21 protein-coding genes are annotated in these 22,394 nt (G+C 71.9%); 3 read left to right on the top strand and 18 right to left on the bottom strand.

The annotated features are described in order from the left end of the window. Positions 1-10: 10 nt before the first annotated feature. Entirely contained in the window at positions 11-268 is a 258-nt protein-coding gene (locus MRBLML1_RS05685; RefSeq protein WP_364512615.1) for a hypothetical protein, read from the bottom strand. Continuing rightward, positions 265-885, bottom strand: coding sequence for a superoxide dismutase (locus MRBLML1_RS05680; RefSeq protein WP_364512613.1), 621 nt, complete (start codon positions 883-885; stop codon positions 265-267). The genes MRBLML1_RS05685 and MRBLML1_RS05680 overlap by 4 nt, the downstream gene beginning before the upstream one ends. Before the next feature lie 110 nt (positions 886-995). Between MRBLML1_RS05680 and MRBLML1_RS05675 the strand changes: the two genes are divergently transcribed. Then, entirely contained in the window at positions 996-1,757 is a 762-nt protein-coding gene (locus tag MRBLML1_RS05675; protein WP_364512610.1) for an SDR family oxidoreductase, read from the top strand. Here the strand turns inward: MRBLML1_RS05675 and MRBLML1_RS05670 are convergent. Continuing rightward, a complete protein-coding gene (locus tag MRBLML1_RS05670) occupies positions 1,741-2,565 on the bottom strand; it encodes a helix-turn-helix domain-containing protein (RefSeq protein ID WP_364512607.1) in 825 nt (274 codons plus the stop codon). The two genes, MRBLML1_RS05675 and MRBLML1_RS05670, sit on opposite strands and share 17 nt — an antisense overlap. 95 nt (positions 2,566-2,660) lie before the next feature. Between MRBLML1_RS05670 and MRBLML1_RS05665 the strand changes: the two genes are divergently transcribed. After that, positions 2,661-3,551 carry a hypothetical protein gene (locus tag MRBLML1_RS05665; protein WP_364512604.1) on the top strand — a complete coding sequence of 297 codons (891 nt, stop codon included), beginning with the start codon at positions 2,661-2,663 and terminating at the stop codon, positions 3,549-3,551. 34 nt (positions 3,552-3,585) lie between these two features. On the opposite strand, the gene MRBLML1_RS05660 is transcribed toward MRBLML1_RS05665, so the two are convergent. The 7 genes from MRBLML1_RS05660 to MRBLML1_RS05630 form a co-directional block, all read right to left on the bottom strand. Further along, positions 3,586-4,647, bottom strand: coding sequence for a VanZ family protein (locus MRBLML1_RS05660; RefSeq protein WP_364512601.1), 1,062 nt, complete (start codon positions 4,645-4,647; stop codon positions 3,586-3,588). Continuing rightward, the gene (locus MRBLML1_RS05655; RefSeq protein WP_364512598.1) at positions 4,647-5,303 is read right to left on the bottom strand and encodes a histidine phosphatase family protein; all 657 of its coding nucleotides are present in this window, start codon (positions 5,301-5,303) and stop codon (positions 4,647-4,649) included. The genes MRBLML1_RS05660 and MRBLML1_RS05655 overlap by 1 nt, the downstream gene beginning before the upstream one ends. Next, positions 5,303-6,355 (bottom strand): phosphotransferase family protein, encoded by a 1,053-nt coding sequence (locus MRBLML1_RS05650; protein ID WP_364512595.1) that lies wholly within the window; start codon positions 6,353-6,355, stop codon positions 5,303-5,305. The genes MRBLML1_RS05655 and MRBLML1_RS05650 overlap by 1 nt, the downstream gene beginning before the upstream one ends. Further along, complete coding sequence (locus MRBLML1_RS05645; RefSeq protein WP_364512592.1) at positions 6,348-7,121, bottom strand: SDR family NAD(P)-dependent oxidoreductase; 774 nt, start codon at positions 7,119-7,121, stop codon at positions 6,348-6,350. The genes MRBLML1_RS05650 and MRBLML1_RS05645 overlap by 8 nt, the downstream gene beginning before the upstream one ends. Positions 7,122-7,159: 38 nt before the next feature. Then, positions 7,160-7,882 (bottom strand): ABC transporter ATP-binding protein, encoded by a 723-nt coding sequence (locus MRBLML1_RS05640; RefSeq protein ID WP_364512589.1) that lies wholly within the window; start codon positions 7,880-7,882, stop codon positions 7,160-7,162. A gap of 101 nt (positions 7,883-7,983) precedes the next feature. Next, positions 7,984-10,173, bottom strand: coding sequence for a 3-hydroxyacyl-CoA dehydrogenase NAD-binding domain-containing protein (locus tag MRBLML1_RS05635; RefSeq protein WP_364512586.1), 2,190 nt, complete (start codon positions 10,171-10,173; stop codon positions 7,984-7,986). 34 nt (positions 10,174-10,207) lie between these two features. Continuing rightward, entirely contained in the window at positions 10,208-11,419 is a 1,212-nt protein-coding gene (locus MRBLML1_RS05630; protein WP_364512583.1) for an acetyl-CoA C-acetyltransferase, read from the bottom strand. A 79-nt stretch (positions 11,420-11,498) separates the two neighbouring features. On the opposite strand from MRBLML1_RS05630, the gene MRBLML1_RS05625 reads away from it, so the two are divergent. Beyond that, positions 11,499-12,251 (top strand): MerR family transcriptional regulator, encoded by a 753-nt coding sequence (locus MRBLML1_RS05625; protein ID WP_364512580.1) that lies wholly within the window; start codon positions 11,499-11,501, stop codon positions 12,249-12,251. A 3-nt stretch (positions 12,252-12,254) separates the two neighbouring features. Here MRBLML1_RS05625 and MRBLML1_RS05620 read toward each other — a convergent pair whose 3' ends face one another. The 8 genes from MRBLML1_RS05620 to MRBLML1_RS05585 form a co-directional block, all read right to left on the bottom strand. Then, the gene (locus MRBLML1_RS05620; RefSeq protein WP_364512577.1) at positions 12,255-13,670 is read right to left on the bottom strand and encodes a DEAD/DEAH box helicase; all 1,416 of its coding nucleotides are present in this window, start codon (positions 13,668-13,670) and stop codon (positions 12,255-12,257) included. Positions 13,671-13,882: 212 nt separating this feature from the next. Further along, a complete protein-coding gene (locus MRBLML1_RS05615) occupies positions 13,883-15,046 on the bottom strand; it encodes a CaiB/BaiF CoA transferase family protein (RefSeq protein ID WP_364512574.1) in 1,164 nt (387 codons plus the stop codon). A 256-nt stretch (positions 15,047-15,302) separates the two neighbouring features. Further along, positions 15,303-16,550, bottom strand: a complete 1,248-nt coding sequence (locus MRBLML1_RS05610) for a M15 family metallopeptidase (RefSeq protein ID WP_364512571.1) — start codon at positions 16,548-16,550, stop codon at positions 15,303-15,305. Positions 16,551-16,638: 88 nt separating this feature from the next. Next, the gene (locus MRBLML1_RS05605) at positions 16,639-17,262 is read right to left on the bottom strand and encodes a TetR/AcrR family transcriptional regulator (RefSeq protein ID WP_364512568.1); all 624 of its coding nucleotides are present in this window, start codon (positions 17,260-17,262) and stop codon (positions 16,639-16,641) included. 9 nt (positions 17,263-17,271) lie between these two features. After that, a complete protein-coding gene (locus tag MRBLML1_RS05600) occupies positions 17,272-17,472 on the bottom strand; it encodes a ferredoxin (RefSeq protein WP_364512565.1) in 201 nt (66 codons plus the stop codon). Then, positions 17,472-18,980: a fatty acid desaturase gene (locus MRBLML1_RS05595; RefSeq protein WP_364512563.1), complete on the bottom strand. Its 1,509-nt coding sequence runs from the start codon at positions 18,978-18,980 to the stop codon at positions 17,472-17,474. The genes MRBLML1_RS05600 and MRBLML1_RS05595 overlap by 1 nt, the downstream gene beginning before the upstream one ends. A gap of 170 nt (positions 18,981-19,150) precedes the next feature. Beyond that, complete coding sequence (locus MRBLML1_RS05590; RefSeq protein ID WP_364512560.1) at positions 19,151-20,785, bottom strand: hypothetical protein; 1,635 nt, start codon at positions 20,783-20,785, stop codon at positions 19,151-19,153. Between the two features lie 20 nt (positions 20,786-20,805). Beyond that, the gene (locus MRBLML1_RS05585) at positions 20,806-22,362 is read right to left on the bottom strand and encodes a hypothetical protein (protein WP_364512558.1); all 1,557 of its coding nucleotides are present in this window, start codon (positions 22,360-22,362) and stop codon (positions 20,806-20,808) included. Positions 22,363-22,394: the final 32 nt, after the last annotated feature.

Raw genomic sequence — 22,394 nt, 5'->3', positions numbered from 1 at the left:
TGTCGAGTCCTCAGCCCAGCGCGGCCTCCATGTCCACGCAGAGCCGGCGCACCGACTCCCCGACCTCCTCGCCGCGCTCCGCGCCGAGCTGGCCCAGGCACAGCTCGGCGACCAGCAGCGCACCGCCCGCGAGCTCCCGGTCGTCGGCGAAGCCGGCCATCAGCGCGGCGGCGCCGTCGCGGTCACCGCGCCCGCGGGCGGCGAGCAGGCCGGCCACCCGCTGCGCCGCCTCGACGACCGGCGCCAGCTCCGCGCGGCGCTCGCTCATGCGATCAGCCCCGGCGTCTGCGACCGGGCGGCCTCGAACCGCCGCTGCACGTCGGCCCAGTTGACGATGTTCCACCACTGCTGGACGAAGGTCGCCTTGTCGTTCTTGTACTGCAGGTAGTAGGTGTGCTCCCACATGTCGAGCATGAGCAGCGGGGTCATGCAGATCGGCACGTTCCCCTGGTGGTCGAAGTGCTGGATGATGTACGGCCGCTGCGCCAGCGAGTCCCAGGTGAGCACCGACCAGCCCGAGCCCTGCACGCCCAGGGCGTTGGCCTGGAAGTGGGCGCGGAACTTGTCGAAGCCGCCGAAGTACTCGTCGATCGCCGCGGCGAGCTCGCCGGTCGGCTTGTCGCCGCCGTCGGGCGACATGTTCGGCCAGAACACCGAGTGGTTGACGTGCCCGCCGAGGTGGAAGGCGAGGTTCTTCTCCAGCGTCGACAGGCTGCCGAAGGACTCCTTCTCCCGGGCCTCGGAGAGCTGGTCCACGGCGGTGTTGATGCCCGTGACGTAGGCGTTGTGGTGCTTGCTGTGGTGCAGCTCCATGATCTCGCCGGAGATGTAGGGCTCGAGAGCGGCGTAGTCGTAGGGCAGGTCGGGCAGGGCGTAGACGGACACCGGGACTCCTCGATCGGGGTTGCTGACATCCAATTGCTATTGCAAATGAGTTGCAAGAACAAGGAAGGGTGGCCTCAGTCACCGCGCCCGGATGGGCCACACTGGGCGCCATGGCGAAGACGATCCTCATCACCGGTGCGTCCAGCGGGCTGGGCGCCGAGATGGCCCGCCAGTTCGCGGCCAAGGGGTACGACGTCGGGCTGGCCGCCCGTCGTACCGAACGCCTGGAGGAGCTGAAGGCCGAGATCCTGGCCACCTCGCCGGAGCGCCGGGTCGCCCTCGGCGCGCTCGACGTCACCGACCACGCCGCGGTCTTCCGGGTCTTCGGCGCGCTGCGCGAGGAGCTCGGCCGGCTCGACCGGGTCGTCGTCAACGCCGGTCTCGGCAAGGGTGCCAAGCTCGGCACCGGGCGCTTCGACGCCAACCTGGAGACCGCCATGACCAACTTCGTCGGCGCGCTCGCGCAGACCGAGGCGGCGATGGAGATCTTCCGCGACCAGGAGGCGGGCCACCTGGTGATGGTCTCCTCGATGTCGGCGATGCGCGGGATGCCGTCGGCCATGACGACCTACGCCGCCACCAAGGCCGGGGTCGCCCACCTCGCCGAGGGGCTGCGCACCGAGCTGCACGGCACCCGGCTGCAGAAGAAGATCAAGGTGAGCGTGCTCTACCCGGGCTACATCCGCTCGGAGATGAACGACAAGGTCGACCAGTCGACGCCGTTGATGGCCTCGACCGAGAAGGGCGTCGCCGCCATGGTCGCGGCCATCGAGAAGGAGGTGGCGGACGCGTGCGTGCCGCCGCTGCCCTGGGCCGCGATGGCCCCGGTGATGAAGCACGCCCCGCTGGGCGTCCTCAAGAAGCTGATCTGACCTCGGGGTCGGTCGCGGCGTTCCGCTTGCGCAGGGTCCGCGCGGTGCGGGAGATGCGCAGCATCATCGTGGCCGAGGGCGTCACCCGGCCGTTGATGTACGTCGAGAACCGCGACTGCGAGGTGCCGACCAGCGCCGAGAAGTCGCGCTGGGTGACGCCGCTCGAGGTCACCAGCCGGCGGATCTCGCGGGCGATCGCCTGACGGTCCCACTCGGCCTGGAGCTCGCGGATCACCACCGAGCAGCCCTCCAGCAGGCGGACCAGCCAGGCGTCCTCGCTCGCGGCGACCTCGCGCTGCAGCTGGTCGGCGCGGCCGGACCAGGGCGCGGTGAGCAGCGGCCCGAGCAGCACCCGCCAGCGTGCGGCGTCGAAGGTGGCCGCCGTACCGACCGGCGGGACGGCAGTGGCCGTGCTGCCCGAGGCGTCGATCCCGGAGACCAGCAGGTGCCACGCCTGACGCTCGACGAGGTCGGCCACCACGGCGGCGCCCTTCGCCGTCGCGCCGTCGTCCAGCAGCAGGCGGACCACCCGGGCGCGGTCGCACATCGCGACCACCGCGGCCGTGGTGACCGGCAGCCGGTCGGCCGAGCCGAGGAGGACGTCGACCTCGCGCTGCACCGAAGCGACCCGCTCCGGCCCCTGCTCGGTGACCAGCCGGGCCAGCAGGCGGAAGTCCTCCGCCGAGCCCTGCTCGACCACCGCGGCCAGGTTGGCCAGGATCCGGCCGTGTCCCGGCCCGCGCGCGGCCGATGCCGTGCACGCCCGCAGCACGCGGTCCCGCAAGCTGTCCCCCGAAGGGTCACCCACCCACGCCATCGTCATCCCCCGAGATTCCTCGTCGCCGGTGTCCCCAGCCGTACGATCACGCTAGTTCGGTGATTTCACATACCGGGGGGTCTGCTGTGAAACAAGAGCGCGCGAGCGAGCCGGAGGAGCTCGCGCCGGTGCTCCATGCCGCGATCGCGCGCCGGGGCGTGACCCTGGTCTGGCTCAAGGAGCGCCTCGCCGAGCGGGGCAGCCCGGTCTCCCTGACGACGCTGAGCTACTGGCGGTCCGGACGCCGCCGGCCCGAGGGCACGAGCTCGTTGAACGCCCTGGAGGAGATCGAGGACCTGCTCGGCCTGCTGCCCGGCGAGCTGCTCGACCTCGTCGGCGACAGCCGGCGCACGGTCCCGGTCAGCGAGCCGGCGAGCTTCCACAGCGACGTGCTCCTCACCGCGGTCCAGGAGACCCTCGACGAGCTCGGCGCCGCCGACGTGCGCAACCTGCGCGACCTCTCCGCCACCGTCGTCGTCGACGTGGACGCCCAGGGCCGGCTGCGGCGCCGGCACACCCGGATCCTCCTGCAGGCGACGTCCGGCACGATCCGCGACATCCCCTACACCGACTCCTCGCCCGAGCCGACCGACCTCCCGATGGAGATCGTCACCGGCGCCGGGGCGCGGGTCAGCCGGCGCCACGACCACCCCGGTGGCCGGGTCTTCGGCGTCGTCTTCGAGCTGGAGGAGCCGCTGACCGCGCCCGACACGGCGATCCTCGACTGGTGCACCGAGCTGCCCGAGGGCTTCCCCACGATCCGCGAGGTCGCCCACGGCGTGGCCCGCAAGAACCGGGAGACCCTGATCTGGGTGCGCTTCGCGCCGGAGGCACCCCCGAGCTGGGTCGAGGAGTTCTCCGACGACGGCTCGCCGCCGATCCCGCGCGAGCTCGCCGGGTCCAGCGTGCACACCGTGCGCCGCGGCTTCGGGCCGGGCAGCTTCGGCCTCCGGTGGGGCTACGACGACGCCCGCTGAGCCTGGACGGGGTGGCGGTCTCGACGCGGAGGCCTCATGACCCGCGCGGCGGCTCCCGCAGCTCGAGGTCCATCCCGGAGAGCGCGTGGGAGAGCCCGCGGCGATCGCGGGTGCTCAGCACGCCGACCACGCTCAGGACCGCGAAGGCCAGCAGCACCGGCCCGCTCCACGCCGCCTCGACCGCGCCGAGCACGAGGAACGGGCCGACGCCGGAGAGCAGCTTGACGACCCGCGCGAGCGGAGCGGGGATCGTCCGCGCCACCGCGCGCACCGCGACCACCCACTCGCCGACCGTGCGGCCGGCGAGCAGCACGGCCACCACCTCGACGAGGGCCGGGACGCCCCACTGCAGCAGGCGCTGCGGCGTCGTCTCCAGGTCCGCGAAGGGCACGTCGAGCAGGTACAGCTGCACCCCGCGGTAGGCCACGGCCAGGGCCGAGCCGAGGAGCAGCACGAACAGCACGTCGCACCCCATCCCGACCAGCCGGCGGCCCGCCGTGAGCGAGGTCGGCCAGACGACCTCGGGCCGCTTGCGTCGTACGAGCACGGCGGCGACGAGCGAGCCGAGGGTCGCGCCCGCCGTGTTGACGATCAGGTCGTCGACGTCGAAGAGCCGGTAGGCACAGGAGTAGAGGTGCCACACGCCGGTCGCCTGGGTGGTCTCGATCAGCAACGAGATGCCGAGGCCGAGCAGGGTCGCGGCCACGACCCCGCGGCGCAGCACGAGCCGCACGTAGTAGCCCAGCGGGACGAACAGCAGCACGTTGAGCGCGACCTGCAAGAACGCCGGGTCCCGCGCCAGCGCGGCCAGCCCCTCCCGGGTCCCGGCGTCGCGCCAGGCGATCGCGCCGATCGTGTCGAACGGGGTGGTCTGGCGGCCTGCGCACGTGTAGTCGCCGTCGGCCGGCATCGGCAGCAGGGTGTAGGTCCACAGCGCCAGCCCGTAGACCGCTCCGGTGAGCAGCACGAGCAGGTCGCGCGGGCCGAGCCGGCCGTCGCGGCGGTACTGCACCGCTGCGACGGGCAGCAGCAGGACGACCGCGACCGCCGTGCCGAGGACGATCGCGACCAGGGCGTTGGTCAGCTGGTCGGACATCAGCGGTACGTGACGAGCGCACGCGGCAGGTGCGGGTGCTCGTTGAACGTCAGCAGCCGCGCGCCGCTCGCGCCGACGATCACCCGGGTGACCGAGGTGTTCGCGACGACCGTGTTGAAGCGGGCCCAGACCGGACCCACCTCCCCACCCTCCGGTACGACGAGCGAGGCCGCCAGCGCCGCGACCACTCCCCCGGACGTGACGACCACGGTGGGCCCGGGCAGGTCCGCCGCGGCGGCGAGCGCCCGGCGCGCGCGGGCGACGAAGGCGTCGTACGGCTCGGGGTAGCCGGCGGTGTCGCCGGCGGTGGTCCAGTGCCCGGTGGCGACCTCGAAGTGCTCCTGGAAGGCGCGGCGGTCGGCGTCGTGGCCCATCGTGACGCCGGTCGCCTCGGCGTGCCGGGCGAGCACGGCGAGGTGGTCGAACTCGGCCCAGTCCTCGTCGACGGCGGCGCTCAGCCCACCGAGCTCCATCGCCTCCCAGGTCTCGCGGTGCCGGCGCATCCCGCCGTGGACGGCCGAGACCGGCGCGGGACCGTGCTCGGCGAGCCAGCGGCCGAGCGCCCGGCCCTGCTCCCAGCCGGTCTCCGAGAGCACGTCGTAGTCGTCGGCACCGAAGGAGGCCTGGCCGTGCCGGACGAGCAGCAGGACGCCCATCAGCCGCGCAGGATCCGGCGGCAGCGGGCCTCGAAGCCGGCGACGGCGGGGCCGAAGGCGGCGTAGGCCTCGTTGGTGGTCTGCCCGTGGAAGTAGCGGTACCAGATCTGCTGGGCGATCACCGCGAAGCGGAACAGCCCGAACACCTCGTAGAAGTGCCACTGCTCCGGCGTGAGCGAGCGGCCGCTGCGCTCGAGGTAGGCGTCGATCACCTGCTGGCGGGTCCACATCCCGGGGTCCGCGGTGGGCTGGCGCCGGGTCATTGTGAAGAACTCGTCGTCGTCGGCCTGCACCCAGTACGACAGCGCGCAGCCGAGGTCCATCAGCGGGTCGCCGACCGTCGACAGCTCCCAGTCGAGGACGCCGACGATCCGCGTGGGGTCGTCGGCGGCGAGCACCATGTTGTCGAAGCGGTAGTCGTTGTGGATCATCGCCGAGCCGACGTCGGCGGGCTGGTGCGCGTCGAGCCAACCGGTGATGTCGGACCAGTCACCGGTGTCGTCGGTGCGGGCTCCGTCGAGGCGCCTGGTCCAGCCGCCGACCTGGCGGGCGACGTACCCCTCGCCCTTGTCCAACGCCGCCAGCCCGGGCACCGCGGTGACGTCGATGGCGTGCAGGGCGACCAGGGTGTCGACGGCGTTGCCGCACAGTGCGTCCGCCTGCTCGGCGCTGACCGGGAAGCCGAAGTCGCGGCGTGGGATCAGCCCGTGCAGGCGCTCCATCACGTAGAGCTCGCTGCCGATCGGGCTGTCCGCCTCCGTGCAGTAGGCGACCATCGCCGGCACCTGCGCGAAGACCGGCGCCAGCGCCTCCTGGATCCGGAACTCCCGGCCCATGTCGTGGGCGCCCTTGGCCTTGGTGCCCGCCGGCGGACGGCGCAGGATCAGCTCGGGGCCCTCGGCCATCCGCAGCAGGTAGGTCAGGTTGGACGCGCCGCCGGGGAACTGGCGCACCTCCGCGACCGGGCCGCGGCCCAGCCAGTCGGCGACGGCCGCGACGTCGAAGGCGTCCTCGTCGCGGACCGGACGGGAGTCGTCGCGGGGCTCACTCATCGGCGATCGCCTCCAGCTTGCGGGCCTGCGCGCGCATCACCGCGTCGTACGACGCCCGGTCGGCCTGCTTGAGCCCGTAGGCCCCGCGGGCGGCCTCGTCCGGGATGATCAGCTCGGTCCCGGCGTCGATCGCGTCGAGCACCGCCGCGGCGATGTCGTCGGCGCTGACCGGGCTGTCCTCGACGAGCTTGCTCATCACCTGCTGGAGCGCGGCGTCACGGCCCTCGACGCCGGCCATCAGGTTGGTGCGGAAGTACGACGGGCAGACCACGTGCGCGCTCACCCCGTGGGCGGCGAGCTCGTGCCCGGTGGTCTCGGTGAGCGCGACGACCGCGGCCTTGGTGGCGTTGTAGCCCGCCATCCCGGCCGGGTGCACCAGCCCCGCCAGCGAGGCGACGTTGACGATCCGGCCGCTGTGCTGGGTCTTGAAGAGCGGCGTGAACGTGGCCGTGCCGCGCACCGCGCCGAGCAGGTTGATGTCGACCAACCGCTGCCACTCGTCGATGCCGGAGACGTCGAGGCGGCCACCGCCCGCGATGCCGGCGTTGTTGACGAGCACGTCCAGCCCGCCCCAGGTCCGCTCGACGTGCTCGCGCGCGGCGGCCCAGTCGGCGTCGCTGGTGATGTCGAGGCGGAGGACACCGTCGGCGTCGGTGCGGTCGGTGCGCAGCACCTGCGCGCCGCGGGCCTCCCAGGCCGAGGCGAGGGCCGCGCCGAGCCCGGAGGCGGCGCCGGTGATGAGGACGCGGGTGGGGTGGTCGGTCACCCGGCCGACCCTACCGATCCGGTGGGCCCGGCGGTGGCTCAGCCGGCGAGCAGCGCCCGGTAGGCGCGGGCACCCTCGGTGCCGGCCATGAACCCCGCCGGGATGGTCGCCAGGCGGCTGCCACCGCTGAGCACGGCCACCTCGGCACAGACCTCGACGGCGAGGTCGCGCAGGCGCGTGGAGACCAGCACGGCGGCACCGCGGGACCGGGCGTCCTCGATCACGTCGAAGGTGGCCTCCACCCCGACGGGATCGACCCCGTCGAAGGGCTCGTCCAGCAGCAGCACGTCGGGCTCGGGCAGCGCCGCGAGCACGACGCCGAGCCGCCGGGACGGACCGTGGCCCAGCCCGGCCGTCACCCGGTGAGCCACCGGGGCCAGGCCGAAGCGCTCCAGCAGCCCGCGGCCCCGCGCCTCCCAGCGCGGCAGCTCGTGCAGCCGGGCGGTGGCCTGGAGGTGCTCCCAGGGCGTCGCGCCCGGCAGCAGGCCGCCGGTCTCGGGGCAGTAGCCGACGCTGCGCCGCGCGTCGTGGGCGGCCTTGCGGACGTCGTACCCACCCACGGAGGCGGTGCCCTCGCTCGGTGGTACGTCGCCGGCCAGCACCCGCATCGTGGTCGACTTGCCCGCGCCCTCACGGCCCAGCAGGGCCATCGCCTGGCCCTGCTCGACCCGCAGGTCGACCCCCGTCACCGCCTCGACCGCGCCGAAGCGCACCCGCAGTCCGTCCACCCGGACGCCGCGGAAGGCTGCCCTCCCCGTCATGTCCCCATCCTCGCGACCCGGGAGAGCGCGAAAAAGGGCCGAGCCGGCACGAACGGGTAGTCCGTTCGTGCCGGCCCGGTCGACCGATCAGCGCAGCGGGATCAGGCGGGGAAGCCCTTGCCCGACGCGGCGAGGTCACGCAGCCACTGCGTGGGCTGGAACCGCTCGCCGTACGTCGCCGCGAGCTCGTCGGCCCGGGCGAGGAAGGCGTCGATGCCGATCTCGCCGGTGGCCTTGTTCTCGTAGCCGGTGATGAACTGCGCGGCACCACCGGTGTTCGGCGGGAAGCCGATGCCCATGATGGAGCCGATGTTCGCGGCGGCCGCCGAGGTGATGACGCCCTCCTCGAAGGTCTTCGCGGTCTCCAGCGCCTCGGCGAAGAGCATCCGGTCCCGGATGTCCTCGATCGGCGGCTGCTCCTTCGCGACCGGGAAGAGGTCGGCGAGACCGGCCCAGATGGAGCCGCGCTTGCCGTCCTCGTAGTCGTAGAAGCCCGCGCCCCGCAGGCGGCCGGCACGGCCCGCCTCGAGCATCTTGCCGACCACGGCCTGGCCCGGGTGCACCGGCAGCTCGGGGTTGGCCTCGATGGTCGCCTTGGCGATCTTGGCCATCAGCTCCAGGTTGAGCTCGTCGGAGAGCTGCAGCACCGGGGCGGGGTAGCCGGCCGAGGTGGTGGCCCGCTCGATGGAGTACGGCGCCACGCCCTCCGCGAGCATCGCCATGCCCTCGTTGACCATGAAGCCGATGACCCGCGAGGTGTAGAAGCCGCGGCTGTCGTTGACCACGATCGGCGTCTTGCGGATCTGCAGGACGACGTCGTAGGCCTTGGCGAGCGCCTCGTCGGAGGTCTCCTTGCCGGCGATGATCTCGACCAGCGGCATCTTGTCGACGGGGCTGAAGAAGTGCAGGCCGATGAAGCGCTTGGCGTCCTCGGCGTTCTCCAGGCCCGCGGCCAGCTCGGTGATGGGCAGCGTCGAGGTGTTGGAGCACAGCACGGCGTCGGGCGCGAGGTGCGGCAGGATCTCGGCGAAGACCTTGGCCTTGAGGGCCGGGTCCTCGAAGACCGCCTCGACCACGATGTCGGCACCGGCCGCGGCGGCCGGGTCGTCGGTCGCGGTGATCCGGCCGAGCAGCTCGGCCTTCTTCTCCTCGGTCGACCTGCCGCGGCTGATCGCCTTGTCGAGCAGGCCCTCGGAGTAGGCCTTGCCCTTTTCGGCGGCCTCGACGGAGATGTCCTTCAGGACGACCTCGGTGCCGGACTTGGCCAGCACGTAGGCGATGCCCGCACCCATCATGCCGGCGCCCAGGACGACGGCCTTCTTGGCCTTGTAGGGCTCGATGCCCTGCGGCCGGAGCGAGCCGGAGTTGATCGCCTGGAGGTCGAAGAAGAACGCCTGGATCATGTTCTTCGAGCCCTGGTTGACCACGAGGTTGGCCAGGTAGCGCGACTCGATCCGCGAGGCGGTGTCGAAGTCGACCTGCGCACCCTCGACCGCGGCCGAGAGGATGGCGCGCGGGGCGGGGTAGTCGGCACCCTTCAGCTGCTTGCGCAGCAGCGCCGGGAACGCCGGCAGGAAGCCGGCGAGCGCCGGGCTCTTCGGCGTGCCGCCGGGCATCTTGTAGCCCGGGGCGTCCCACGGCGACAGCGCGGCCTCGGGGTTGGCCTTGATCCACGCCTTCGCGGCGGGGAGCAGCTCGTCCTGGGTGGCGACCAGCTCGTCGACGACGCCCTTCTTCAGCGCGGTCTCCGGGTTGAACTGGGTGCCCTGCAGCAGGACGTCCATCAGCGCGGTCTGCAGGCCCCACTTGCGCACGGCGCGGGTCACGCCGCCACCGCCGGGCAGCAGGCCGAGCGTCGCCTCGGGCAGGCCGACCTTGATCTTCGGGTCGTTGACGAGGATCCGGTGCTGGGTGGCGAGGGTGATCTCGTAGCCACCACCGAGCGCGGCGCCGTTGATGGCGGCCACGACCGGCTTGGGGAAGAGCTCGAGGCGGCGCAGCGACTGCTTGATGCTCTCGCACTGGGCGAAGACGTCGCCGGCGTTCTCCTTGGTGGTCTGGACCATCAGCTTGAGGTCACCGCCGGCGAAGAAGGTCTTCTTCGCGGAGGCGATGACGACGCCGGTGATGTCGTCCTGCTCGGCGTACAGACGCTCGACGGCCGCCTCCATGGACGAGCGGTAGAGCTCGTTCATGGTGTTGGCGCTCTGGTTGGGGTCGTCGAGGGTGAGGGTGACGATGCCGTCGGCGTCACGGTCGTAGCGGACGGCGCTCTGGGTGTCGGTGCTCAATGTCGTTCCTGTCCTGAAGTCTCTGGTCCGCTGCTCAGACGAGCTCGACGATCGTGGCGATGCCCATGCCGCCGCCGACGCAGAGCGTGGCGAGGCCGCGGCGCAGGTCGCGCCGCTCGAGCTCGTCGATGAGGGTGCCGAGGATGATCGCGCCGGTCGCACCGAGGGGGTGCCCCATCGCGATGGCGCCACCGTTGACGTTGGTGATCTCGTGGCTGATGTCCATGTCGCGCATGAACCGCATGGCCACGGCGGCGAACGCCTCGTTGATCTCGAACAGGTCGATGTCGCCGACCTCGAGCCCGGCCTTGGCCAGCGCCTTGCGGGCGGCCGGGGCGGGACCGGTGAGCATGATGATCGGGTCCGCGCCGGAGACGGCGGTCGCGACGATCCTGGCGCGCGGGGTCAGGCCGAGGTCCTGGCCGACCTGCTCGCTGCCGATCAGCGTCAGCGCCGAGCCGTCCACGATGCCCGAGGAGTTGCCGGCGTGGTGGACGTGGTTGATCTTCTCCAGCCAGTGGTACTTCTCCAGCGCGACGTCGTCGAAGCCGGCGTCGGCGCCGAGCTGGGCGAACGACGGCTTGAGGCCGGCGAGGCCCTCGACGGAGGTGTCGGGGCGCACGGTCTCGTCACGGTCGAGCAGGACCAGGCCGTTGACGTCCTTCACCGGGACGACGGGCTTGTCGTAGTAGCCGTTGGCCCAGGCCTTGGCGGCGCGGTGGTGCGACTCGGCGGCGTAGGCGTCGACGTCCTCGCGGCTCCAGCCCTCGATCGTGGCGATCAGGTCGGCGCCGATGCCCTGCGGCACGAAGCCCGCCTTGAACGCGGTGGCCGGGTCGGACGCCCAGGCTCCACCGTCGGAGCCCATCGCGACGCGGCTCATCGACTCCACGCCACCGGCGATGATCAGGTCCTCGAAGCCGCCGCGGACGCGGCTGGCGGCCTGGTTGACCGCCTCGAGGCCCGAGGCGCAGAAGCGGTTGAGCTGGACACCGGCGACGGTGTCCGGGAGGCCGGCGGCGATGGCCGCGGTCTTGGCGATGTCGCCGCCCTGGTCGCCGACGGGCGAGACGACACCGAGCACGACGTCGTCGACGCGGTTCGGGTCGAGGCCCGGGTTGCGCTCCTGGAGCGCGTCGAGCAGCCCGACGACGAGGTCGACCGGCTTCGACTCGTGGAGGGAGCCGTTGGCCTTGCCCTTTCCGCGCGGCGTGCGGAGGTGGTCGTACACGAATGCTTCTGCCATGACCGTCCTTGTTTCTCTGCCTGGTTCGTTTGGCGTGGAGTGGGGTGTCCCCACGGACGATTGTGACACTATTACTGTCATGGTCAAGAGCGAGGGCCCGTCCGAGGGTGTGACGCACACCGCACCCGGCCGCGACGAGGAGGCCGCGCTGCTCACCCTCGACGAGCTCACCGAGCGGGTCGGGCTGTCCGTGCGGACGGTGCGCTTCTACACCTCGCGCAACCTCGTCCCGCCGCCCATCCGGCGCGGCCGCTCGGGCTACTACTCCGCCGTGCACGTCGCCCGGATCGAGCTGGTCCTGGAGCTGCAGAGCCACGGGTTCACGCTCTCGGCCATCGAGCGGTACGTCGCCGGGATCCCTGACGACGCCACCCCCGAGGAGATCGCGCTGGCCCGGACCATGCTCGCGCCCTGGCAGTCCGACCTCCCGGTGGAGATGGACCGCGCGCAGCTGGAGAAGCGCGTCGGGCACCCCCTGACGGCCGACGACATCGCCACCCTGCAGGCGCTGGGCGTGCTGCGGGTGCGCGGCTCGTCGTACCTGGTGGCGGCCAACCAGCTCACCATCGGCACCCGGCTGCTCGAGCTCGGCTTCCCGCGCGAGGTGGCGGTCGCGGCCGCGGCCGTCTACCAGGTGCACGGCGAGCAGATGGCCAAGGAGCTCGCCGAGGTGGTCAACGACAAGCTCGCGCCGCTCTACGACGACGCGGCCGCCTCCGAGCACTTCCGCGAGATCATGGAGCGGCTCAAGCCGCTCTCGGTCGGCGGCCTCGTCTCGGCGTACGAGGCGGCCGTGGCGCGGGCCGCGCGCAACCCGCGCGCGACCCGCTGAGGCTCAACGCCGGCCGGAGCTGAAGCCGGCGGCGCTGTGGCTGCCGCCGGAGCCGTGGCCGCCGCGCGAGCGGGACCGGTTGCGGCCGCCGCCGGACTTCTGGCCGGCGGGCTTGGCCGCCGCGGTCTTCTTCGCCGCCGGCTTCTTCGGGCCGTTGCGACGGCGGCCGCCGCCGTTGCCGCCACCGCTCTTCGCACCACCCCTGCCGCCGCCCTGGGGCGCGGCCGGGGTCAGGTCGATGCCTCCGGGGCGCGAGCGCTCGCCGGGGGCCAGGTCCTGCAGCAGCGGGTGGTTGGGGTTGTTGACCTTGGTGGTGGTCGGCGTGATGCCGGCCGCGCGGGTCAGCGCCCGGACGTCGCTGCGCTGCTCGGACGTCATCAGCGTGATCACCGTGCCGGCGGCGCCCGCGCGGGCGGTGCGGCCCGAGCGGTGCAGGTAGGCCTTGTGCTCGGCCGGCGGGTCCGCGTGCACGACGAGCGAGACGTCGTCGACGTGGATGCCGCGGGCGGCGATGTCGGTCGCGACGAGCGTGGTCGCCGTCCCGCTGTGGAAGGCGTCGAGGTTGCGGGTGCGGGCGCCCTGGCTCAGGTTGCCGTGCAGGTCGACGGCGGGCACGCCGTTCTTGTTGAGCTGGCGGGCCAGCGCCTTGGCGCCGTGCTTGGTGCGGGTGAAGACCACCGTGCGCCCCGGCGCGCTGACGAGGTCGAGCAGGACGGGCAGGCGGTGCTCTCGCTCGACGTGCAGCACGTGGTGGTCCATCTTCGCCACCGGCGACTGCGCCGAGTCGGCCTCGTGGACGGCCGGGTCCTTGAGGAACCGCTTGACCAGCACGTCGATCGCGTTGTCGAGCGTGGCGGAGAACAGCATCCGCTGGCCGCCCTTGGGGGTCTGGTCCAGCAGCCGTCGTACGGCGGGCAGGAAGCCCAGGTCGGCCATGTGGTCGGCCTCGTCGAGCACGGTGACCTCGACGTCGGCCAGGCTGCAGTGACCCTGGCCGATGAGGTCCTCGAGCCGGCCGGGGCAGGCGATGAGCACGTCGACGCCGTTGCGCAGCGCGGTGACCTGCGGGCCCTGGCCGACCCCGCCGAAGACGATCGTCGTGCGCAGGCCGGCGGCCTCGGCGAGCGGGGTGACGGTCGCGGCGATCTGCGAGGCGAGCTCGCGGGTCGGGGCGAGCACCAGCGCGCGCGGGCGGCGGGCGACGGGCTTGCGGGGCGCGGCGGAGAGCCGGGCGACGAGCGGCAGCGCGAACGCGTAGGTCTTGCCGGAGCCGGTGCGGCCGCGGCCGAGGACGTCGCGGCCACGCAGCGAGTCGGGCAGGGTCGCGGCCTGGATCGGCGTCGGGACGGTGATCTGCTCGGCGTCCAGGACGGCGAGCAGGTCGGCGGGCACGCCGAGGTCGGCGAAGGTGGAAGTCACGGTGTTTCTCTCCGGAGAGCGCTGCGCGGACGCGGCGATCCCCTCAGGTGGGCGTCTCGCCGTGCTGCTCGTCGGGCGACGAGCGTCGGAGCGGTGCCTCTGGTGAGGGGCGCGTCGGCTTCGCGATGCGCCGGGATCCGGGGCAAGACTGGCCGGATCGGTGCTCTCAGGCTACCGGCCGGCGTACCGAGGACCTCAATCCCGGCGCGCGTTCACTCCGTGATCTGCACCGCAGCGCCGCGCTCGACCAGGCCGTCGACGTCCTCGACGCCCCAGGCCTCCAGCGCCTCACGGGTGTGGGCACCGGCGCCCGGCGCGGGCGGGTGGGAGAGCGTGGCACCGGTCCGCGAGAAGCGCGGCGCGGGCTGCGGCTGGACGATCCCCTCGTGCTCGACGAACACCTCGCGGCCCTTGATGTGCGGGTGCTCGGGAGCCTCGCTGATCTTGAGGATGGGCGCGACGCAGGCGTCCGTGCCGTCGAAGATCGCGCACCACTCGTCGCGGGTCTTGGTGGCGAAGGTGGTCGCGATCAGCGTGCGCAGCTCGTCGGTCTTCTCCAGGTCCCAGCGGTCCGGCGCGGTGTCCGCGATGCCGAGCAGCGTGAGGAAGAGGTCGTAGAACTGCGGCTCCAGCGCGCCCACCGACATGTGCTCGCCGTCGGCGGTCTCGTAGATGTCGTAGTACGGCGCCCCGCCGTCGAGCAGGTTGGCCGCCCGCTCCTCCTTGAACCCGCCGCCGGCCAGGAAGGCCGCCGTCATCGCGTTGAGGTGGGCGGTGCCGTCCACGATCGCCGCGTCCACGACCTGGCCCTGGCCGGAGGTCTTCGCCTCGAGGACGGCCGCCAGGATCCCGATCACGAGGTACGTCGAGCCGCCGCCGAAGTCGCCGACCAGGTTGGTCGGGAACTGGGGCTTCTCCTTGACCTGGCCCAGGCCGTGCAGGGTGCCGGTGATGGCGATGTAGTTCATGTCGTGGCCGGCGGCCTGCGACCAGGGGCCGTCCTGGCCCCACCCGGTCATCCGGCCGTAGACCAGCCGCGGGTTGCGCGCGTGGCAGTCCTCGGGACCGAACCCGAGCCGCTCCGCGACGCCGGGCCGCATCCCCTCGACGAGCACGTCGGCCTGCTCGACCAGGTCGAGCACGGTGCTGACGGCCTCGGGGTTCTTCAGGTCCAGGGCCACGCTCGGCCGGCCGCGGTTGAGCAGGTCGTGCGAGCCGCCGGTCAGCATCTGGCCGCCGGGACGCTCCACGCGGATCACGTCCGCGCCGAGGTCGGCCAGGATCATGCAGGCGTGCGGGCTGGGCCCGATGCCTGCGATCTCGACGACCTTGAGGCCCTTGAGCGGACCGGTTCCCTGACCCAGCGCGAACGTCATGGCCGCATCATGGCACGGATCGTGACAGTAGTGCTGTCACTGTCCGGAGGCACTCCGAGGAACGAGAAGCGCCCCCGGGCAGCGAGATCGAGCAGCGCCGCGACCGAGGCCCGAGGTCGCGACGCGCGTGCCGAGATCTGGAGCCGGACGCGGGCGAGGTCCCGGCACCGACTCGCCGGGTCTCGACACGCCCTCGCCCAGGGGCTCGGGCTGCTCGACCGACGGGGGCTGCTCCACCAGCGAGGGCGGGGCTGGATCAGCCCGGGTTGACGATCTTGGCCAGCTCGAAGTGCATCGGGTCGGTGTAGGCCCAGTCGCCACCCCAGGCGAAGCCCCAGCGCTTGAAGATGGCGACGACGCCACGGTCCATCTGACCGACGGTGCCGCGCTGGTTGCCGGGCACGTTGAAGTCGAGGGCCAGCCCGAACGAGTGGTTCGACAGCTTGTTGGAGCCGGCGATGAAGCGCGGGTAGTAGCAGCCGGCGTACTCGTCCGGGTGGATCTTGTCGGCCAGCTTGCTCGCTTGCACCTCAGCGAGAGCCGCCTTCAGCTGCGGCATCATGTACCGGTTGCACGTGACCGTGCCGAGGATCGGCACCTGCTCGGTCACGATGTGGGCCTTGACCCAGCCAGGATCCGGAGCGATCCGCCCGCCGCCGATGGGCCGGTAGCGGAAGACACCGACGGCGTCGCCGAAGGCGCCGACGGGGATCACGTTCTGGTACGCCTTCAGGTCGAGGCCTTCGGAGGCGACGATGTCGAGCGCGGTGATCGAGAAGCGCTTGACGCCGAATCTCTTCTCGATGACCTCGCGGACGGCCTGGGGCGATGCGATGCCGGTGTTGATGAGGATCGCGTTGTCCTCGGGCAGACCGAGCGTCTCGCCCCACTTCTCGTTGACCATCGCGTCGATCGCGTCGACCTCGGCAGGCGACCAGGCGCCGACGTGGAGGCGCTGCTTGCCCACCTCGACGTACCCCTCGCCGTCGACGGGGATCTCCTTCTGCAGCCGGTCCATGATCGCGATCTCGCCGCCTGCGACGCGGTCCCACTGCTCCTGGAACTCCGCGCTGCGCGAGCCGGTGAAGGCGCGGTACTTCGCCGCGTCCACGGCCGCGATGTTGTAGAGCTTGTTCTCGACCGAGAAGTTTCCGTAGGACAGCAGGTCGTAGGCCGCGATCCCCTTCTTCTGGGCCTTGCCCGTGCCGACCGTGATCCCGACGATCTGCTTCAGCACGTCGGCCGGGAGGGTCTCGTCGCTGACCAGCAGCAGGTCGTCGCCGTACTGGGTGCCGTCGAACCTCCCCGGCGCGGAGACCGCGTGCGCGGGGTCGAGGGCGTTCGTCGGGACCGCACTGGTCGAGGCGGCCGCCTTGGTCGGGTCGTCCTTCTCGCCGGCGTCCTTGCTCGACGTGCCGCAGCCGGACAGGAGGGCAGCGACCAGCAGGGCCGACGCCCCTGCCGTCAGCCCAGCCGTCAACCGCGCGCGTCTCGCCAGCGCCATGGCCCCTTCCCCGCCACCGGCCCTCCCGGTAGTCCTCCCGCCACCGAGGGTAGTACGTGGCAACAGGACCAGGGCCCGAACGCCCAGGTCAGCCCAGCACCCGCGCGGCGATCCAGGCGATGTCCTCGCCGGTCTGCGCGGGGGTCGAGGTGGGCTGCATGACGTGGCTGAGGACCAGCCGCACGACCATGTCGATGCTCGCGTCGAGACGCGCCTCCGGCAGGTCGACGTCGTAGGAGGCCACCCGCTCCGCGACGACGAGCTTGGCGCCCTCGAGGAGGTACTCCGAGTGGGTGGTCAGCAGCGGCAGGAGCTCGGTGTCCGCGCCGTGGGTGGCGGAGACGACGGCGTGCAGCAGGGCGTTGTCCTGGGCGTACTTCAGGACCCGGCGCGCGGAGTCGCGGATGGCGCCGATCAGGTCGTCGGGGTTCTCGTCGAACGAGCGGTTGACGCCGGCGAGGAAACGGTCGAGCTCGCGCAGGACCACCGCCTCGGCGAGGTCGTTCTTGGTGCCGATCTCGTTGTAGACCGTCTGCCGGCTGACCCCGACGTGGTCGGCGAGGCGGGCCATGGTGACCCGCCCCCAGCCGTCGGTGGTCATGATCTCGACGGCGGCCTCGAGCAGGCGCTCGCGCAGCGAGGAGGGGGCGGCCGGCGCACCGGCGAACGCCCCCTGCTCGCGCGTCGCGGAGCGGCCCGCGAGGATCGACATGGCTCGAACCTACCCCTCGAGCGTGAGCGCCAGGACCGGGCACGCCTGCACGGCCGCGAAGACGTGGGCGCGCTCGGACTCGGGTGGGTTCTCGTCGAGGACGTGGACGCGGTCCTCGTCCTCGTCGACCTCGAAGAAGTCGTTGGCCATCGCCTCGCACATGCCGAGGCCCTCACACTTGTCGAGATCAGCGACGATCTTCATGGACATCAGGCCTGCACCTTCTCCGGGTCGAACGGGACGAAGTCGATCTTCTCGCGGACGCCGCAGTCCGGGCAGCACCAGTCGTCGGGGATGTCGGCCCACGCCGTACCGGCGGCGAAACCCTCGTGCTCGTCACCGGCGGCGACCTCGTAGACGTAGCCGCAGCCGGGGCACTTGGCGGCGAGCACCTCGCCCTCGAACTTCTGGGCGAAGAGGTCGTCGGTCTTGAGCACGTGCTCCACCGGCGGCGGGAACTGGGCGAGGTACTTCGCCTCCTTGCCCGGCGCGATGTTGGCGAGGGTGACGTCGCCGTCGAGGTGCTCCACCACTCGGTGGTCCATCACCTTGCGCCACAGCGGCGGGATGAGCGCGAGGTTGATCATGCCGGCGTAGCCGGTCGGCAGGGCCGGGGACTCCTTGAAGTCGCGCAGTGCCTGGTAGCGCCGGGTCGGGTTGGCGTGGTGGTCGCTGTGGCGCTGCAGGTGGTAGAGGAAGATGTTGGTCACGATGTTGTTGCTGTTCCAGCTGTGCATGGGCAGCACCCGCTCGTAGCGCTGCTTCTCGCCGACCCGCTGACGCTTGAGGCCGTAGTGCTCCAGGTAGTTGACGACCTCGAGCAGCGAGAAGCCGAAGACGACGGTGATCGGGATGTAGACCGCGACCTCCCAGCCGTTGAGCGCGATGACGGCGGCCCAGAGCGCGACCGACATGGCCCAGGCGTTGAGGACGTCGTTGCCGATGTGGAAGGGGTGCGTGCCCTTGCGGCGGTAGCGCTTGGCCTCGACCTCCCACGAGCTCTTCAGCGAGCCCCACACGGTGCGCGGCCAGAAGCGGTAGAGGCTCTCGCCGAGGCGCGAGGACGCCGGGTCCTCGGGGGTGGCGACGCGGACGTGGTGGCCGCGGTTGTGCTCGATGTAGAAGTGGCCGTAGAACGTCGGCGCGAGGGTGATCTTCGCCAGCCAGCGCTCGTGCGACTCCTTCTTGTGGCCGAGCTCGTGCGCGGTGTTGATGCCGATGCCGACGACACCGGCGATCGAGAGCGCCCACAGCGCCTTCTCCCACCAGGGCAGCTCGAGGTGGTCGGCCATCAGGTTGGCGCTCAGGTGGGCCTCGCCCCAGTCGCCGAGGCCGACGTGGTTGACGAGCCAGGCCACCGGGTTGCCCTCACCGATGATGTAGTAGCCGGCGAAGACCAGCGCGAACATCATCGGCACGTAGGCGAAGACGACCCAGCGGTAGTACTTGTCGTTCTCGAGCTCGTCGATGACCTCGTCCGGCGGGTTGCTCTGGTCGGTGCCCATCATCAGGTCGAACAGCGGGATCATGAAGTTGATCAGGAAGGGCGCGACCAGGGTGAAGCCCCACCAACCGCCGGTCGCGATGTAGGCGACGGCGAAGAGCACCCCGAAGCCGGGCACCATCAGGCCCCAGAGCCAGAGGTAGCGCTTCTTGTCCTTCCACTTCTCGGTGGAGCCGTCGGGGACGGTCTGTCCGATCTGCGTCGATCCGGTCATCGTGGTGCCTTCCTTCCGCGCCGCCATCGTCGGCTGCTTGACAGAACGGTAGGACTTGTAAAGGTGCTTTGACAAGAGGGCGCTGGTTGTAAAGTGTCGGACGCCACAAAAGGGCCACGGCCCGGCGACCGTCTCCGGTCGCCGGGCCGCCCCACCCCGGCGTACGACGCTCAGCCGATCCCCGGTCCGGCGTCGCGCAGCCAAGCCCAGGCGGACCACGTGGTGCCGCTGGTCTGCCACTTGTGGAACACCCCGCTCGGGTTGCCGGCGAGGATCTCGATCCGGCCGTCCCGGTTGTGGGTGCCGGCGATCTCCGTGCCACCGGTGCCGAACGACTCCCACGCGGCGAAGCCGGCGTTGCGGGCGGTCTGGAAGGTGTGCGACGCCGTGTCGCCGTTGATGGCGAACACCTCGATCCGCCCGTCCACCGACCGGTCGCTGGTCAGCTGCGAGCTGGCCGGCCCACCCAGCGACTCCCACGCCGACCAGGTCGTGGCGCCGGTCATCCACTTGTGGAAGACCCCGACCGGGCCGGAGGCGAAGACCTCTAGGCGGCCGTCGGCGTTGTGGTCCACCGTGAGGTCGGTGCCCCCGCCGCCGAAGGTCTCCCACGAGCCCCACGACCCCGAGGCGGCGGTCTGGAAGAGGTGGCCGAACGTCGAGCCGTTCAACGCGAAGACCTCCAGACGTCCGTCGGAGTTGGACTCCACCGCGAGCTGGGCGTTCGCCGGGCCGCCGTGCGTGCCCTCCCAGGCCGACCAGCCCCCCGAGGGCGCGGTCTGCCACCGGTGGAACACCCCGGCACCACTGGAGGCGAAGACCTCGATCCGCCCGTCGGCGTTGTAGCCCGCGGCGATGTCCTTGCCTCCACCGCCGAAGCTCTCCCAGCCCGACCACGAGCCCGACGCGCTGGTCTGCCACTTGTGGTCGAAGGTCGAACCGTTGATCGCGAAGAGCTCCAGCCGCCCGTCGGCGTTCGGCGCCACCGCCAGCTCGGCGTTCGCCGGGCCGCCGATCCTCTCCCAGGCCGACCACGCGCCGTTCACCTGCGTCTGCCAGGCGTGCCACACCCCGTCCGCACCCGCGGCGAAGGCCTCCAACCGGCCGTCGGCGGACTGTGCGGAGACGATCCGGCCGGACTCCTGGGCCGAGCGGGGCCGGGCGCCGCGGCTCCACAGGGCCGCGACGATCTTGATCGCGTCGTTGGCCTCCACGCCGTACCGGTAGCGGTACTGCGCGGCGGGGCGCTGGACGTCGGCGGCGACCTCGCCGATCGGCGCGCTGTCCCACGAGCCGTTCGGGTAGAACTGCTGCATCACCCGCAGGAACGAGCGCGTCGCGTAGACCGCGTCCCGGCACTGGTCGGCCGTGCCCCAGCCCGCGGAGGGCCGCTGCTGGAACAGCCCGACCGAGTCGTAGTCGACCGGGTCGCGCAGGTTGTCGATGCTCGACTCCACGATGGTGGTGGCGATCGCGATCGCCGCCGCCTTCTGGTTGAAGCCGTCGCCCTTGACCGTCTGCACGACGGCGCGGGCGCAGGACACCCGGTAGCCGTTCAGGTAGCCGGCCATCTTGTTGGTGAGCTGGCCGTTGAGCTGCGTCGCGAGCGCGTGGTCGTCGGCGGTCGGACCGCCGGCCACGCACGGCACGGTGGCGGCCGCAGCGAGCTTGGCGGTGTCACTCGGATAGATCTCGTCCGGGTCCTTGGGCCGCGGCTCGGCCGAGCCGGGCGCCGCGACGGACAGGGTGAGGGCCAGGCCCGCGACGGCGGCGAGGCCGGCGCGGAGCGAGCGGTTGCGGTTCATCGTCGTTCTCCGATCCGTCGTCAGCTGAGGCCCGGGCCGGCGTCACGGAGCCAGGCCCACGCGGACCAGGTCGTCGCGCCGGTCTGCCACTTGTGGAAGACCCCGGTCGGGTTGCCGGCGAGGACCTCGATCCGGCCGTCCCGGTTGTGGGTCGCGGCGATCTCCGTGCCACCGGTGCCGAACGACTCCCAGGCCGCGAAGCCCGCGTTGCGGGCGGTCTGGAAGGTGTGCGCGGCGGTGTCGCCGTTGATGGCGAACACCTCGATCCGGCCGTCGGGCGAGCGGTCGCTGGTCAGGTCCGAGTTCGCGGGCCCACCGAGCGACTCCCAGGCCGACCAGGTGGTCGCGCCGGTCATCCACTTGTGGAACACCCCGACCGGGCCCGAGGCGAACACCTCGATCCGGCCGTCGGCGTTGTGGTCCACCGTCAGGTCGGTGCCACCCCCGCCGAAGCTCTCCCACGCCGACCAGGCGCCGGACGCCGCGGTCTGGAACAGGTGGCCGAACGTCGAGCCGTTGAGCGCGAAGACCTCCAGACGTCCGTCGGTGTTGGACTCCACGGCGAGCTGGGCGTTCGCCGGGCCGCCGTGCGTGCCCTCCCAGGCCGACCAGCCGCCCGAGGGCGCGGTCTGCCACCGGTGGAAGACCCCGGCACCACTGGAGGCGAAGACCTCGATCCGGCCGTCCTTGTTGAAGCCCGCCGCGATGTCGGCGCCACCGCCACCGAAGTTCTCCCACGCCGACCAGGAGCCCGACGGCGCGGTCTGCCAGCGGTGCTCGAAGGTCGAGCCGTTGATCGCGAACAGCTCCAGGCGCCCGTCGGCGTTGGGGGCCAGGGCGAGCTCGGCGTTCGCCGGGCCGCCGATCTTCTCCCAGGCCGACCAGTCGCCGTTCACCTTCGTCTGCCAGGCGTGCCACACCCCGTCCGAGCCGGCGGCGAAGGCCTCCAGCCGGCCGTCGGCCGACTGCGCCGAGACCACCCGGCCGGACTCCTGGGCCGAGCGCGCCTGCGGCGCGTCCTCGATCACCTTCGGGTAGCGGTAGGGCTTGGCGACGAACGAGCCGACCGTGTAGTTGATCGGCCGCTCGTAGCGCACCGCGCCCGCGCCGCCCTGCTCCTCCAGGGTGAAGAAGCGGGTGTGCGCGGCGTTGGACCAGCCGTTGAAGAGCACCACGTGACCGGCGTCCCCGCTGGTGCCGGGGCCGAGCGTGCCGACCACGTCACCGGGGCGCAGGTCCGCCCAGCCGATCGGGACCAGGTAGTTGGGCAGGGACACGGTGTTCGGCGAGGACGACAGGTGCAGCGCCATCGAGACGAAGCCGGAGCAGTCGGTGCGGTAGTTGCGGCCCTGGGGGTCGGGGTACCACGCCTCCTGGCTGTAGGGGACGTTCCGGTTCACCCAGAACTCCGCGCGCTGCAGGATCTCGGTGCGGGTGATCGGGCCGTCGACCGCGGAGTCCGCGGAGGCGACGGGTGTGGTCTGCTGGCCGAGCGGTACGACGAGCGCCAACGCGGCGAGCGCCAGGACGACGGCGCGCAGCGCCACGCGGGCAGGCAGGGACGAGCGTACGGACATGGGGATTCCCATCGGTTCGTGCGGGCGAGTGG

Origin of the sequence: Nocardioides sp. LML1-1-1.1, assembly GCF_040676175.1 — a bacterium.
GTDB lineage: Bacteria > Actinomycetota > Actinomycetes > Propionibacteriales > Nocardioidaceae > Nocardioides.
The sequence above is the reverse complement of the archived record's forward strand: the minus strand, read 5'-3'. Positions and strand labels throughout refer to the sequence as shown.

What these genes read in the sequence shown, in the direction of transcription:
- MRBLML1_RS05685 (WP_364512615.1), bottom strand. Translation starts at nt 268, where the DNA reads ATGAGCGAGCGCCGCGCGGAGCTGGCGCCGGTCGTCGAGGCGGCGCAG.
- MRBLML1_RS05675 (WP_364512610.1), top strand. Translation starts at nt 996, where the DNA reads ATGGCGAAGACGATCCTCATCACCGGTGCGTCCAGCGGGCTGGGCGCC.
- MRBLML1_RS05660 (WP_364512601.1), bottom strand. Translation starts at nt 4,647, where the DNA reads ATGTCCGACCAGCTGACCAACGCCCTGGTCGCGATCGTCCTCGGCACG.
- MRBLML1_RS05655 (WP_364512598.1), bottom strand. Translation starts at nt 5,303, where the DNA reads ATGGGCGTCCTGCTGCTCGTCCGGCACGGCCAGGCCTCCTTCGGTGCC.
- MRBLML1_RS05650 (WP_364512595.1), bottom strand. Translation starts at nt 6,355, where the DNA reads ATGAGTGAGCCCCGCGACGACTCCCGTCCGGTCCGCGACGAGGACGCC.
- MRBLML1_RS05640 (WP_364512589.1), bottom strand. Translation starts at nt 7,882, where the DNA reads ATGACGGGGAGGGCAGCCTTCCGCGGCGTCCGGGTGGACGGACTGCGG.
- MRBLML1_RS05630 (WP_364512583.1), bottom strand. Translation starts at nt 11,419, where the DNA reads ATGGCAGAAGCATTCGTGTACGACCACCTCCGCACGCCGCGCGGAAAG.
- MRBLML1_RS05625 (WP_364512580.1), top strand. Translation starts at nt 11,499, where the DNA reads ATGGTCAAGAGCGAGGGCCCGTCCGAGGGTGTGACGCACACCGCACCC.
- MRBLML1_RS05615 (WP_364512574.1), bottom strand. Translation starts at nt 15,046, where the DNA reads ATGACGTTCGCGCTGGGTCAGGGAACCGGTCCGCTCAAGGGCCTCAAG.
- MRBLML1_RS05610 (WP_364512571.1), bottom strand. Translation starts at nt 16,550, where the DNA reads ATGGCGCTGGCGAGACGCGCGCGGTTGACGGCTGGGCTGACGGCAGGG.
- MRBLML1_RS05605 (WP_364512568.1), bottom strand. Translation starts at nt 17,262, where the DNA reads ATGTCGATCCTCGCGGGCCGCTCCGCGACGCGCGAGCAGGGGGCGTTC.
- MRBLML1_RS05600 (WP_364512565.1), bottom strand. Translation starts at nt 17,472, where the DNA reads ATGTCCATGAAGATCGTCGCTGATCTCGACAAGTGTGAGGGCCTCGGC.
- MRBLML1_RS05595 (WP_364512563.1), bottom strand. Translation starts at nt 18,980, where the DNA reads ATGACCGGATCGACGCAGATCGGACAGACCGTCCCCGACGGCTCCACC.
- MRBLML1_RS05590 (WP_364512560.1), bottom strand. Translation starts at nt 20,785, where the DNA reads ATGAACCGCAACCGCTCGCTCCGCGCCGGCCTCGCCGCCGTCGCGGGC.
- MRBLML1_RS05585 (WP_364512558.1), bottom strand. Translation starts at nt 22,362, where the DNA reads ATGTCCGTACGCTCGTCCCTGCCTGCCCGCGTGGCGCTGCGCGCCGTC.